Consider the following 12,841-nt stretch of genomic DNA (forward strand, 5'->3'; position numbering starts at 1 on the left):
GGCGCCGGCCGAGGCGCAAACTCCGCCCGTTTCCCGGCCCGGGCCACGGCCCCTAGCCCTGCGCACCGGCCCGGATACAGCGCCGGACGACCCGCCGTGGCGGGTGCATGGCCGACGCGCGACAACCGCCGGGGCCCGCCCACCACGACCCCGCCGCCTCGCCACATGCCGATGTCCCGTTGTCCTCCATGGAGGCAGCATGAAGTACGTCGTACGTGCGTCGGAATTGAACCTGCGGTCCTCGCCCAGGGTGGTTTCGACCAACCGCATCGGCCTGTTGCCGCGCGGGCACGAGGTGGACCTGCTGGAGAAGGCGGCGGCGCCCTGGTGGAAGATCCGCACCCGGCTGGACGGCACCCCGGTCGAGGGCTATGTCTCCTCCGCCTACCTGGTGGCCGGACCGGAAAAGGCGCCCCCGGAGGCGGTGGCGAAGAAGCTGGTGGAGGTGCACCTGCAGACCAGCCAGCCGGTCACCCGCGGCCGCGACGGCGGCCGCGCCTTCGCGCTCAACGAGGCCGGCGCGCCGCGGCGCGATGCCGGCACGCCGGCCGCGCGCGCCGCGCAGCTGCTGGAGATCGTGCACTGGCTGCGGGTGGACAGGAGCGCGCGCTACCTGCGCAAGGGCAGCAGCACCTTCTGCAACATCTACAGCTACGACTACTGCTTCCTGGCCGGCGCCTACCTGCCGCGGGTGTGGTGGACGGCGACCGCGATCAGCGCGCTCAACTCCGGCAGGAGCGTGGCGGTGGTGTACGACCAGACCGTGCGCGAGCTCAACGCCAACAGCCTGCACGACTGGCTGCCGGAGTTCGGGCCGCAGTTCGGCTGGCGCCGGGAGTTCGACCTGGACGCACTGCAGGCGGCGGCCAATGCCGGCGCGGTCTGCCTGGTCTCGGGGAAGAACGCCAACAGCGAGAGCCCCGGCCATATCTGCCCGGTGGTGCCGGAGAAGGGTACGCGGCAGGCCGACCGCAGGAACGGGCGGGTCCACGCGCCGCTGCAGAGCAATGCCGGACGCGAGAACTTCCAGTTCGGGACGCCGCGCTGGTGGACCTCGGCCACGTTCAGGAGCACTTCGTTCTGGATCCATGACTGAGACGGCGGGCGTGCCCAGCGCCGCCAGGGAGGGGATATGGATAGGGAGCAGGCATCCACGCCGATGGAACGTGCCGCCGGACACATGGACGGCACGCTGGGACAGGGGGCCGGGCTGCAGGACCGCGCGGCCCTGGCCGGGGAGGAGGCGCGGCTGGTGGAGCGGCGCCGCGCCCGCGCCGGCATCGACCCCGGCGCGCCGCGCATCGGCCTGGCGCTGTCCGGCGGCGGCATCCGCAGCGCGACCTTCTGCCTGGGCCTGCTGCGCGGCCTGGCGCAGAACGGCCTGCTGAAGCGCTTCGACTACCTGTCCACGGTATCCGGCGGCGGCTACGTGGGTGCCGCGTTCACCCGGGTGGTGCAGAAGATCGGCGTGGTCGAGGCCGAGAACGCCTTCGCCCGCAGCGATTCGGTGCTGCTGGAATGGCTGCGCCGCAACGGCCGCTACCTGACCCCGCGCGGCGCGCGCGACGTCGGCGCGGCAGTGGCCACCTACCTGCGCAGCGCGCTGGCGGTGCACGCGGAGATGGCGGTGCTGGCGGTGCTGCTGGGCGTGCTGGTGGTGCTGCCGCACGCCCTGCACAACGACCTGGACCTGGTGCTGTCCGCGCAGTGGCAACCATGGGCGTCGGCGTGGTTCGTGCTCGCGGCGGCGGCGTGGATGCTGCTGGCCTCCAGCACCCTGGTGCCGTACTGGACCCTGCGCGACCTGCCACGGAAGGCCAACGAGCCGGGGACGCCGCTGCTGGCCATCCTGCCGCCGCGCGCGGCCGACGTGGTGGTGCTGGCGCTGCTGCTGGCGGGCCTGTGGCTGCTGCCCGGGCGCGACCTGGCCTGGCTGCAGCCGCCCTGGGCGGCGCCGTCGGCGGCGTTCTTCCTGTGCCTGTTCGCCGCCGGCACCCTGGCCCGGCATGCCGGGCTGTACCTGCGCCTGTCCGGGCGCTCGGACGAACGCCCCAACACCCGCCTGGCGCAGCAACGCAACCGCCTGACCGAGGCCTTGCGCCGCGCCAATGCGCTGGCGCTGGGGCTGGCCGGGCTGGGCGTGGTCGACGTGCTTACCTGGCAGGTGGCCAAGCTGCTGGAACAGGGCGACCGCTGGCTGGAGGGCGGCCTGACCCTGGGCAGCCTGCTGGTGCTGCTGCGCGCGTTGAGCGAACCGCTGCAGCGCATGGCCCGCTCCTCGGATGGCCCGCATGCGCGCTGGACGCCGAAGCTGCTGAACCTGCTGGGCCTGCTGGTCGGCGCGCTGGTGGTGTGCGCCTGGGTGCTGCTGGTCCAGTGGGTGGTGTTCATCGCCCCGTTGCGGGGCGAGGACGGCGTGCTGGCCTACCTGCCGTTCTGGGCGCGCGCAGCGGTGCTGGGCGCGCTGGCGCTGGCCTGGGTGCTGCTGACCCAGCGCAACCGCGACTGGGTCAATTCCAGCTCCCTGCACGGCTTCTACCGCGCGCGCCTGGTGCGCGCCTACCTGGCGCTGGGCAACGTGCAGCGCTTCGGCCCGCGCCTGGATGGCGAACGGGAATCGCCCGACGCCTGGTCGGTGACCACGGTGGTCCCGGGCGACGACACCGACCTGTCCAGCCACCGTCCCGAGGAAAACGGCGGCCCACTGCACCTGGTCGGGGTGTGCCTGAACCAGACCCGCGAGGCGGCCAGCGGCATGTACAACGCCGACCGCAAGGGCCTGGCCGCCACCATCAGCGCGCGCGGCATGGAGCTGGGCAGGGACCGCTTCCTGCCGCTGGCGCAGATGCGCGACCCGGGCACCCTGGGGCGCTGGATCGCCATTTCCGGCGCGGCGGCCTCGCCGGGCGCGGGCTCCTACACCTCGCGGGGCTGGGCGGTCCTGCTGTTCATGGTGGGGGCGCGCCTGGGGTTCTGGCTGCGTCCGCGCCAGGAGGGCGCCGCGCAGGAGGAGCCGGCGCGCGACGGCCTGCTGCGGCGCGCCGGGCGCTGGCTGGGCACGACCAAGTTCGGCCTGCTGGCCAGCGAGGCGCTGGCGTCCTTCGCCGGGCCGTGCCAGGACTGGTGGTACCTGTCCGACGGCGGGCACTTCGAGAACACCGGCGTGCACGCGCTGCTGCAGCGCCAGCTGGACTTCATCGTGCTGTCCGACTGCGGCGCCGACCCGCGCTACGAGTACGACGACCTGGAGAACCTGGTGCGCAAGGCGCGCATCGACTTCGACTGCGACATCGAGTTCTGCACGCCGGAGGACGCCGCCGCGATGGGCGCGGTCGCCAGCGAGCACCTGGCGGTGCTGGCACCGGAGGACCTGGCCAAGAACTACACCGCGCGCGGCGTGCTGCTGGCGCGGATCTGCTACAACCGCAGCAACCCGGCGCGGCGGCGGCTCGGCACCCTGCTGGTGGTCAAGCCGGCTCTGCACGTGTCGCTGGACGCCGACGTGCTGGCCTATGCCCGCCGCCATCCGCTGTTCCCGCAGCAGCCGACCTCCGACCAGTTCTTCGACGAGGCGCAGTGGGAGAGCTACCACCGCCTGGGCGAGGACATGGGACGGGCGCTGCGGGCGGAGTGGCTGGAGAAGGTGCACGGCTGGAACATGCCGGCGCCAAGGCCGGGGAATGTGCTGGAACCGCTGCGGCGGCCGCCCAAGCCCGAGCCGCAGAAGGCGCCGGTGCCGTTCTGGCGCCCGGAAACCAGGGCCGCAGCGATCGGGGCCACCGTCGGCGTCGGCGTGCTGGGCACGCTGCTGCTACCGATGGCGCAGGCATTGCAGCAGTGGCAGCAGGAACGCAGCGCACGCGAGCAGGCGGTGGAGGCGGTGCTGGACCGCGTGGATGCCATCCGCGAGGCGAGTCCGGACAAGCCGCCCGGCGCGGACGAGCGCGGCGCCGTGCGCCTGCTGGCCGACGCAGTGCGCTACGGTGGGGTATCGGCGCGGGTGCGCCGCCATGCGGCCAGCCGCCTCGCGGGGCTTGCGGCGCTATGCCAGGTCCCCGCGGATCCCGCCGGGAACAGCTGCGATCCGGCACGCCACTGGGTATGCGACGACGTCTGCGGCACGCACCCCGACCAGGACGACCCGTACTGGATGCCCGCGCCGCAGCAGGAGCCCTGCAGGAATCCCCTGCTGGCACGCTTGCCCGCGTGCAACCGGCAACGGCCCGCGGATGCAGGCACGATGGCCATGCCGGAACCGGCCGTGGCTGCCGGCGGCAGTACCGCCTCGACCTACCCGGAGGCCGCGGCGGACCCGGAGGCGCCCGGCATCGACGGGCCGACTGCGCTGCAGTCCGGTCCCGGCGGGGGCAGGGGGCCGGCGTCGGTGCCGGAACCGGGCACGGAGGAGCCGGCGTCGGTGCCGGCGCCGCTTCCGGTCGAAGCGCCGGCTCCGGCACCGCCGGCGTCCGCGCGGGTCCCCGCGCTCGCGGCATGCGGGACGGAAGCGTCGCCCATGACCCTGTACGTGCAGGTACACGACGAGGCCAGCCGTGCCTGGATCGCCGGCCTGCTCAAGGGCGACTCCGATATCGCCCCGGCGCTGGGGAATACGGTGCGCGTGCCCGGCATCGAGAACGTGGTCGCCACCGCGCAGCGCCATGGCCGCAATCCGCCCGCGCCCTGGCCGCGGCCGACCCTGCTGGTCCACCGCCGCGGCAACGAGGGCGACCGCGAGTGTGCCCGCGGGATTGCCGCGGCGCTGGCGGCGCGGGAGCCTGGCCTGGAGGTGCAGGTGCGCGAGCTGGCCGCGTCCATCCGCAGCAACCGCCGCGTGATCGAACTATGGTTGCCGCCCTGCGCCGCGGATGCGGGCACGCCCGGTCCGGCGCGTTGCGAAGCCGTGCCTTAGCGCCGCTGTTCTGCCAGGGCGGGAAAGGGCACAAACAGGAAGGCCATGCCGGCGCACCGGCATGGCCTTCGGTGGCGCGCGGACGGTCCGCTCGCGCGGACCGCAGCGGCTCAGGCGGCGCCGCCCTTGAGCCTGGCCAGGCGCAGCCAGGTATCGACCACGGTGTCGGGGTTGAGCGACACCGACTCGATGCCTTCCTGCATCAGCCACTCGGCCAGGTCCGGGTGGTCGGAGGGACCCTGGCCGCAGATGCCCACGTACTTGCCCTTGGCGCGCGCGGCCTTGATCGCCATCGACAGCAGCTTCTTGACCGCCGGGTTCCGCTCGTCGAACAGGTGGGCGACGATCGAGGAGTCGCGGTCCAGGCCCAGCGACAGCTGGGTCAGGTCGTTGGAGCCGATCGAGAAGCCATCGAAGATCTCGAGGAACTCGTCCGCCAGCAGGGCGTTGGACGGCACCTCGCACATCATGATGATCTTCAGGCCGTTCTCGCCCTGGCGCAGGCCGTTCTTCGCCAGCACCTCGACCACCTTGCGGCCTTCCTCGAGCGTGCGCACGAACGGGATCATCACCCAGAGGTTCTCCAGGCCCATCTCGTTGCGCACGCGCAGCACCGCCTTGCATTCCAGGGCGAAGGCGTCGGCGAAGGACGGATCGACGTAGCGGCTGGCGCCGCGGAAGCCGATCATCGGGTTCTCTTCCTCAGGCTCGTAGCGCTGGCCGCCGATCAGGTTGGCGTACTCGTTGGACTTGAAGTCCGACAGGCGCACGATCACCGGGTTGGGCGCGACCGACGCGGTGAGGGTGGCGATGCCCTCGGCGAGGCGGTCGACGTAGAAGCTGACCGGGTCGGCGTAGCCGGCGACGCGCTCGTCGATCCGGCGCTTGGTGTCCGCGTCCTGGCGGTCGTACTCCAGCAGCGCCTTGGGGTGCACGCCGATGTGGCTGGCGATGATCATCTCCAGGCGCGCCAGGCCGATGCCGGCGTTGGGCAGCTGGCCGAAGTCGAACGCACGCTCGGGATTGGCGACGTTCATCATGATCTTCAGCGGCGCCGGCGGCATGTTGCCCAGGTCGGTGGTGGTGCGCTCGAACGGCAGGCGGCCGGCATAGATGTAGCCGGTATCGCCCTCGGCGCAGCTGACGGTCACTTCCTGGCCGTCCTTGATCAGGTCCAGCGCGTTGCCGGTGCCGACCACCGCCGGCACGCCCAGCTCGCGGGCGATGATCGCCGCGTGGCAGGTGCGGCCGCCGCGGTTGGTGACGATGGCGCTGGCGCGCTTCATCACCGGCTCCCAGTCCGGGTCGGTCATGTCCGCGACCAGGACGTCGCCCGGCTGCACGCGGTCCATGTCCTCCAGCGAGCGCACCACGCGCGCCACGCCGGCGCCGATCTTCTGGCCGATGGCGCGGCCCTCGGCGATCACCTCGCCGCGCTTCTCCAGCGCGAAGCGCTCGATCTGGGTGGCGTGGCCACGCGACTTCACCGTCTCCGGACGCGCCTGCACGATGAACAGCTTGCCGGACACGCCGTCCTTGGCCCATTCGATGTCCATCGGGCGGCCGTAGTGCTGCTCGATGGTCAGGGCCTGGCGCGCCAGCTCGTGCACGTCCTCGTCGGAGAGCGAGAAGCGGTTGCGCAGCTCGGCCGGCGTGTCCTCGGTGCGCACGCGCTCGCCGGGCTGGTCCGAATACACCATGCGGATCGCCTTGCTGCCGAGCGAGCGGCGCAGGATCGCCGGCCTGCCCTGCTTCAGCGTGGGCTTGTAGACGTAGAACTCGTCCGGGTTCACCGCGCCCTGCACGACCATCTCGCCCAGGCCGTAGCTGGCGGTGACGAACACCACGTCGCGGAAGCCGGACTCGGTGTCCAGGGTGAACAGCACGCCGGAGGCACCCACGTCCGAGCGCACCATCAGCTGCACGCCCGCCGACAGGAACACGTCCTCGTGCTTGAAGCCGTGGTGCACGCGGTAGGCGATCGCGCGGTCGTTGTACAGCGAGGCGAACACTTCCTTGACCTTGTGCACGACATCGTCGGCGCCGGTCACGTTGAGGAAGGTCTCCTGCTGGCCGGCGAACGAGGCATCGGGCAGGTCCTCGGCGGTGGCGGAAGAGCGCACGGCCACCGCCACGTCGTCGCCGCCGTTCTCGCTGCACAGCTTCGCGTAGGCGGTGCGGATATCGGCATCCAGCGCCGGCTGCAGCGGGGCCTCGATCACCCACTGGCGGATCTCGCGCCCGGCCGCGGTAAGCGCGTTGACGTCCTCGACGTCCAGCTGCGCGAGCCGGTCGTAGATGCGCTGGTGCAGGTCGTTGTGCGCGATGAAGTCCTTGAACGCTTCGGCCGTGGTGGCGAAGCCACCCGGCACCGAGACGCCGAGGCCGGACAAGTGCCCGATCATCTCGCCGAGGGAGGAATTCTTGCCGCCGACGCGTGCCAGGTCGGCAAGACGAAGCTCATGCAACCACAGGATGTTCTGGTTCAAGTGCGATGCTCCGTGGAGCCACGCCCGGCCGGGCAATGGCCGTGTCCCGAGGTATGTGGGGTGGTTATGATGCCCCTGCGATTTGCGGCATATCAATGTTGATCATGTCATTCAACACGAAACCGGAGACGTCACAGGCATGAGCGCGATCCGCCCTGTTTTCTACGTTTCCGATGGTACCGGTATCACGGCGGAAACCATCGGCCACAGCCTGCTGACCCAGTTCAGCGGATTCCAGTTCGTGACCGACCGCATCGCCTTCGTCGACGACCTCGACAAGGCGCGCGAGGCGGCCGCGCGCATCCGCTCGGCCGGCGAGCGCTACGGCGTGCGGCCGATCGTGGTCAATTCCTGCGTCGATACCCAACTGAGCATGCTCCTGGCCGAAAGCGGGGCGTTGATGCTGGACGTGTTCGCGCCGTTCATCGAGCCGCTGGAGCGCGAGCTCAACCAGCCCCGGCAGGCGAGGGTGGGGCGCGCGCACGGCATCGTCGACTTCGACAGCTACCACCGCCGCATCGAGGCGATGAATTACGCCCTGGCGCATGATGACGGCGTCGCGCTGGACTATGCCGACGCCGACGTGGTGCTGGTGGGCGTGTCGCGCGCGGGCAAGACCCCGACCTGCGTGTACCTGGCGCTGCATTACGGCGTGAAGGCCGCCAACTACCCGCTGACCGACAGCGACCTGGACAACGACAGGTTGCCGGAGCGGCTGCGTCCGTACCGGCGCAAGCTGTTCGGACTGACCATCGATCCGGACCGGCTGCAGCAGATCCGCCAGGAGCGCAGGCCGGATTCGTCCTATTCGCGGCTGGAGACCTGCAGGCGCGAGGTGCAGGCGGCCGAGGCGATGTTCGCGCGCGAGCGCATCCCGACCCTCAGCACCACGCACACCTCGATCGAGGAGATCTCCAGCAAGGTGCTGGCCACCTTCGGCCTGCAGCGGGAGATGTTCTGAACGGCGGCCCGTACGCATGGGGGCCGGCGGCGGGCTTTTCAATGCTGCCGCGCGCGCGCCTTGCCGTGTAGCATCGGGCGCATGCAGCAGGCACTCCCCATCGTCGCGCGTATCCCCAGGATCGGCCGCTTCGGCTGGCTGATGGGGCTGTACGCGGAGAACCACGCCCGCCTGACCCGGCTGTTCGCGCCGGCCGGGCTGGCGTGCGGCAGCTACGTGTCCTCGCTGGGCGACGGCCTGGACGTGCGCCTGGACGTGCTCGAGCGCCACCGCTACACGGTCGAGCTGCGCCTGACCTACGACCTGTGCGACCCGGTGACCGGCGAGCCGGACCCCTCTGCCTACCTGCGCCTGTACAACGACGCCCGCCAGGTCGAGACCACCCACTGCTACGTCGGCCGGCGCTGGCAGGACGTGATCGGCATGTACCCGCCGCCGGCCGAAGTGGTGGGCCACCGCTTGCGCATGAACACCTTCCTGGGCAAGTGGCTGCAGTACCTGGCCGAGCAGGGCCACGGCGTGGCCACGCTGCGCCCGGCGCCGCCGCTGGCCGCGCCGCGGGCACCGCTGGCGGCCGTGGCGCGGGACTGACCATGGGCTTCGATCCGCGTTCCGTGCCGCTGTCGGTGCTGGACCTGGCACCGGTGTGCGAGGGCTCGGACGTCTCCGCCGCGCTGGCCAACAGCGTCGACCTGGCCCGCCATGCCGAGGCCCTGGGCTACCGCCGGTTCTGGCTGGCCGAGCACCACAACATGCCCGGCATCGCCAGCGCCGCCACCGCGGTGCTGATCGCGCACGTGGCCGCGCATACCTCGAAGATCCGGGTTGGCGCTGGCGGGATCATGCTGCCCAACCATTCGCCGCTGCAGGTGGCCGAGCAGTTCGGCACCCTGGCCGCGCTGCATCCGGGCCGGATCGACCTGGGCGTGGGCCGCGCGCCGGGCACCGACCACGCCACCGCGCGGGCGCTGCGCCGCTATTTCGACTCCGCCGAGCAGTTCCCGCAGGACGTGCAGGAGCTGCTGCGCTATTTCGAGCCGGTGCAGCCGGGCCAGGCGGTGCAAGCCGTGCCCGGCGCCGGGCTCGGGGTGCCGGTGTGGATCCTGGGTTCCAGCCTGTTCGGCGCGCAGCTGGCCGCGGCGCTGGGCCTGCCGTACGCGTTCGCCTCGCACTTCGCCCCGGATGCGCTGGAGGAAGCCCTGCTGGTCTACCACCGGCACTTCCGGCCCTCGAAGCACTGCGCCGAGCCGCACGTGATGCTGGCGGTGAACGTGGTGGCCGCGGCCACCGACGCCGAGGCGCGGCGGCTGTTCACCACCCCGCAGCAGGCCTTCGTGAACCTGCGCCGCGGCCGCCCGGGACTGATCCCGCCGCCGGTGGACGACATCGAGGCCTACTGGAACCCGCAGGAGAAGGCCGGGGTGGAGCGGGCGCTGGCCTGCAGCGTGGTCGGCAGCCGCGACACCGTGGCCGAGGGCCTGGCGCGCTTCGTCCAGCGCCACCGCCCGGACGAGCTGATCGTGGTGGCCAACCTGCACGACCACCAGGCCCGGCTGGAGTCCTACCGGATCGCGGCCGAGGCCTGGGGCCTGGCGGCCGCCGGTTGACCACCTGAACGGCGCCGACGGACGGCGCTCGCTATTCCGGACGAATACGGGTATCGTGCCCTCACTGTGTTTGCATGGGTCACCGTGAATCGTGGCCTGATGCAGTCGATCCGACGATCGCGCTACATCGTTCCGCTTTGCCTAACACCTGCAACCCAGTACCCGCCGCGGATGTCCCGCGACCGGGTTTTCCCATTTTTCCGTTGAGGAGTTAGCAAACATGTCCGATCGTCAGACCGGTACCGTCAAGTGGTTCAACGACGCCAAGGGCTTCGGCTTCATCACCCCGGAGAGCGGTGCCGACCTGTTCGTGCATTTCCGTTCGATCCAGGGCTCGGGCTTCAAGTCGCTGCAGGAAGGCCAGAAGGTCTCCTTCATCGTCGTGCAGGGCCAGAAGGGCCTGCAGGCCGACCAGGTCCAGGCGCTGTAACTGATTGGCCTTCCCGGCTCGCGCCGGGATCGCAGACCGGAACGCCGGGGGCGCAAGCCTCCGGCGTTTTCCGTTTCCGGGCCCGGCGCGCGGCGCAACGGATGGCAAACGCCGGCCGTGCGAGGATGGGCGCAGTCGAACAGGAGTTGCCGATGCTGACCGTCCATCACCTGGAAAATTCCCGTTCCCAGCGCGTGCTGTGGCTGCTGGAGGAACTGGAGCTGCCGTACCACGTGGTGCACCACAGGCGCGACCCGAAGACCCTGCTGGCGCCGCCGGAGCTGCGCGCCGTGCACCCGCTGGGCAAGGCCCCGGTGCTGGTGGATGGCGGCCAGGCGCTGGCCGAATCCGGTGCGATCCTGGAATACCTGGTCGAGCGCTACGACACCGGCTATGCGCTATCGCCGCCGCCGGAACCGGCGCTGGCCGAGGAGCGCCTGCTGTACCGCTACTGGATGCACTACGCCGAGGGCTCGGCCATGCCGCCGATGCTGCTGTCGCTGGTGCTGCGCCGGATCCGCAACGCGCCGATGCCGTTCTTCGCCCGGCCCATCGCCCGCGCCATCGTCGACCGCACCCTGGCCGGCTTTGTCTCGCCGCAGGTGAAGCTGCACCTGGACTGGATGGAGCAGGCGCTGGACGGCGGCGGCTGGTTCGCGGGCGAGCGCTTCACCGCGGCCGACATCCAGATGAGCTTCCCGATCGAGGCCGCGGCGGCGCGCGCCGGGCTGGACGGCCACCCGAACCTGCGCGGCTTCCTCGAGCGCATCCACGCGCGCCCGGCCTACCAGCGGGCGCTGGAGCAGGGCGGCCCGTTCGCGGTCGCCACCGGCTGATCCGCCCGCCGGCGGCGACCCATGCGGATCGGATTCGACAACAGCTTCCTGCGCGAACTGCCCGGCGACCCCGAGGCCGGGCCGCGCGTGCGCGAGGTCTTCGCGGCCTGGTCGCGGGTGGATCCCACCCCGGTGGCCGCGCCGCGGCTGCTGGCCTGGTCGCCCGAGGCCGCGGCCCTGGCCGGGCTGGACGCCGCCGACGCCGAGCACCCGGACTTCGCCCGCGTGTTCGGCGGCAATGCGCTGCTGGAAGGCATGCAGCCGTGGGCGGCCAACTACGGCGGCCACCAGTTCGGCAGCTGGGCCGGGCAGCTGGGCGATGGCCGCGCGATTTCGCTGGGCGAGGCGATCGGGCCGGACGGCGGGCGCTGGGAACTGCAGCTCAAGGGCGCGGGGCGCACGCCGTACTCGCGTTTCGGCGACGGCCGCGCGGTGCTGCGCTCCTCGATCCGCGAGTTCCTGTGCAGCGAGGCCATGCACCACCTGGGCATCCCCACCACGCGCGCGCTCAGCCTGGTCGGCACCGGCGAGGAGGTGGTGCGCGACATGTTCTACGACGGCCATCCGCGCCCGGAGCCCGGTGCCGTGGTGTGCCGGATGGCGCCCAGCTTCCTGCGCTTTGGCAGCTGGCAACTGCCGGCCTCGCGCGGCGATACCGCGCTGCTGCGGCGGCTGGCGGACCATGTCCAGCGCCACCACTTTCCGGACCTGCATGGACTGGGCCCGGCCGGCGACGCGGAATGGTTCGCGCAGGTGTGCGAGCGCACCGCGTGGATGGTGGCCGGCTGGATGCGGGTGGGCTTCGTCCACGGGGTGATGAACACCGACAACATGTCCATCCTCGGCCTGACCATCGACTACGGTCCCTATGGCTGGCTGGAGGACTACGACCCGGACTGGACGCCCAACACCACCGACGCCCACGGCCGCCGCTACCGCTATGGCGCCCAGCCGCAGGTGGCGTACTGGAACCTCACCCGGCTGGCGCAGGCGCTGGCGCCGCTGTTCGGCGGGGCCGCGCCGCTGGAGGCCGGGCTGCAGCGCTACCTGGACGCCTGGGCCCGGGCCGAGCGGGAAATGGTGGCCGGCAAGCTGGGCCTGGCCCGCGCCGGCGCCGGTGACGTGGCCCTGTTCGAGGACCTGTGCCGGGTGCTGCAGGCCGGGCAGTTCGACCTCACCACGTTCTTCCGCCAGCTTGGGGAGGTGGATCCGGCCACGGCCAGGCCGGCGGACTTCGCGGCGGTGTCCTACGACGCCGTCGCGGCCGCGGCGGTGTCGCCGGCGTTGCAGGAGTGGCTGGCACGCTACGCCGCGCGCCTGGCCGACGACCCGCTGGCGCCACCACGGCGGCGCGAACGCATGCGCCTGGCCAATCCGCGCTACGTGTTGCGCAACTGGCTGGCGCAGGAGGCCATCGACCGTGCCGAGGCCGGCGACCTGGCGTCGGTGGCGACGCTGCTGGAGGTGATGCGCCGCCCGTACGAGGACCAGCCTGGACGGGAGCACTACGCCGGCCTGCGCCCCGAATGGGCGCGCCATCGCGCCGGCTGCTCGATGCTGTCCTGCAGCTCCTGACGGCGTTACCGTTTGCGCATCCCGTCCGTCCGGA

9 protein-coding genes are annotated in these 12,841 nt (G+C 71.6%); 8 read left to right on the plus strand and 1 reads right to left on the minus strand.

The features are described 5' to 3' along the window. Nucleotides 1–199 precede the first annotated feature (199 nt). Both EIM47_RS15265 and EIM47_RS15845 read left to right on the plus strand, forming a co-directional pair. Entirely contained in the window at nt 200–1,096 is an 897-nt protein-coding gene (locus tag EIM47_RS15265) for an SH3 domain-containing protein (protein ID WP_125077393.1), read from the plus strand. Nucleotides 1,097–1,159: 63 nt separating this feature from the next. Next, a complete protein-coding gene (locus EIM47_RS15845) occupies nt 1,160–4,909 on the plus strand; it encodes a patatin-like phospholipase family protein (RefSeq protein WP_205948735.1) in 3,750 nt (1,249 codons plus the stop codon). Between the two features lie 110 nt (nt 4,910–5,019). On the opposite strand, the gene ppsA is transcribed toward EIM47_RS15845, so the two are convergent. After that, the gene (gene ppsA / locus EIM47_RS15275; protein WP_125077394.1) at nt 5,020–7,398 is read right to left on the minus strand and encodes a phosphoenolpyruvate synthase; all 2,379 of its coding nucleotides are present in this window, start codon (nt 7,396–7,398) and stop codon (nt 5,020–5,022) included. Between the two features lie 139 nt (nt 7,399–7,537). Here ppsA and EIM47_RS15280 point away from each other — a divergent pair, with 139 nt between their 5' ends. The 6 genes from EIM47_RS15280 to EIM47_RS15305 all read left to right on the plus strand — a co-directional run bounded on the left by EIM47_RS15280 (nt 7,538) and on the right by EIM47_RS15305 (nt 12,807). After that, the gene (locus tag EIM47_RS15280) at nt 7,538–8,359 is read left to right on the plus strand and encodes a pyruvate, water dikinase regulatory protein (RefSeq protein ID WP_125077395.1); all 822 of its coding nucleotides are present in this window, start codon (nt 7,538–7,540) and stop codon (nt 8,357–8,359) included. A gap of 81 nt (nt 8,360–8,440) precedes the next feature. Then, nucleotides 8,441–8,950 carry a DUF1249 domain-containing protein gene (locus EIM47_RS15285; RefSeq protein ID WP_019397334.1) on the plus strand — a complete coding sequence of 170 codons (510 nt, stop codon included), beginning with the start codon at nt 8,441–8,443 and terminating at the stop codon, nt 8,948–8,950. A gap of 2 nt (nt 8,951–8,952) precedes the next feature. Further along, the gene (locus EIM47_RS15290; protein ID WP_019397333.1) at nt 8,953–9,966 is read left to right on the plus strand and encodes an LLM class flavin-dependent oxidoreductase; all 1,014 of its coding nucleotides are present in this window, start codon (nt 8,953–8,955) and stop codon (nt 9,964–9,966) included. Between the two features lie 220 nt (nt 9,967–10,186). Further along, entirely contained in the window at nt 10,187–10,396 is a 210-nt protein-coding gene (locus EIM47_RS15295; RefSeq protein ID WP_013535118.1) for a cold-shock protein, read from the plus strand. 152 nt (nt 10,397–10,548) lie between these two features. Beyond that, the gene (locus tag EIM47_RS15300; protein ID WP_026010233.1) at nt 10,549–11,232 is read left to right on the plus strand and encodes a glutathione S-transferase; all 684 of its coding nucleotides are present in this window, start codon (nt 10,549–10,551) and stop codon (nt 11,230–11,232) included. A gap of 21 nt (nt 11,233–11,253) precedes the next feature. Further along, a complete protein-coding gene (locus EIM47_RS15305; protein ID WP_028915584.1) occupies nt 11,254–12,807 on the plus strand; it encodes a YdiU family protein in 1,554 nt (517 codons plus the stop codon). The last annotated feature ends 34 nt before the right edge of the window (nt 12,808–12,841 follow it).

The sequence above is a fragment of the Pseudoxanthomonas sp. SGT-18 genome (genome assembly GCF_003931645.1).
Lineage (GTDB): Bacteria > Pseudomonadota > Gammaproteobacteria > Xanthomonadales > Xanthomonadaceae > Pseudoxanthomonas.

Coding starts and splice junctions, on each gene's coding strand:
- EIM47_RS15300 (WP_026010233.1), top strand. CDS start 10,549: ATGCTGACCGTCCATCACCTGGAAAATTCCCGTTCCCAGCGCGTGCTG.
- EIM47_RS15295 (WP_013535118.1), top strand. CDS start 10,187: ATGTCCGATCGTCAGACCGGTACCGTCAAGTGGTTCAACGACGCCAAG.
- EIM47_RS15290 (WP_019397333.1), top strand. CDS start 8,953: ATGGGCTTCGATCCGCGTTCCGTGCCGCTGTCGGTGCTGGACCTGGCA.
- EIM47_RS15280 (WP_125077395.1), top strand. CDS start 7,538: ATGAGCGCGATCCGCCCTGTTTTCTACGTTTCCGATGGTACCGGTATC.
- EIM47_RS15845 (WP_205948735.1), top strand. CDS start 1,160: ATGGAACGTGCCGCCGGACACATGGACGGCACGCTGGGACAGGGGGCC.
- EIM47_RS15285 (WP_019397334.1), top strand. CDS start 8,441: ATGCAGCAGGCACTCCCCATCGTCGCGCGTATCCCCAGGATCGGCCGC.
- EIM47_RS15265 (WP_125077393.1), top strand. CDS start 200: ATGAAGTACGTCGTACGTGCGTCGGAATTGAACCTGCGGTCCTCGCCC.
- EIM47_RS15305 (WP_028915584.1), top strand. CDS start 11,254: ATGCGGATCGGATTCGACAACAGCTTCCTGCGCGAACTGCCCGGCGAC.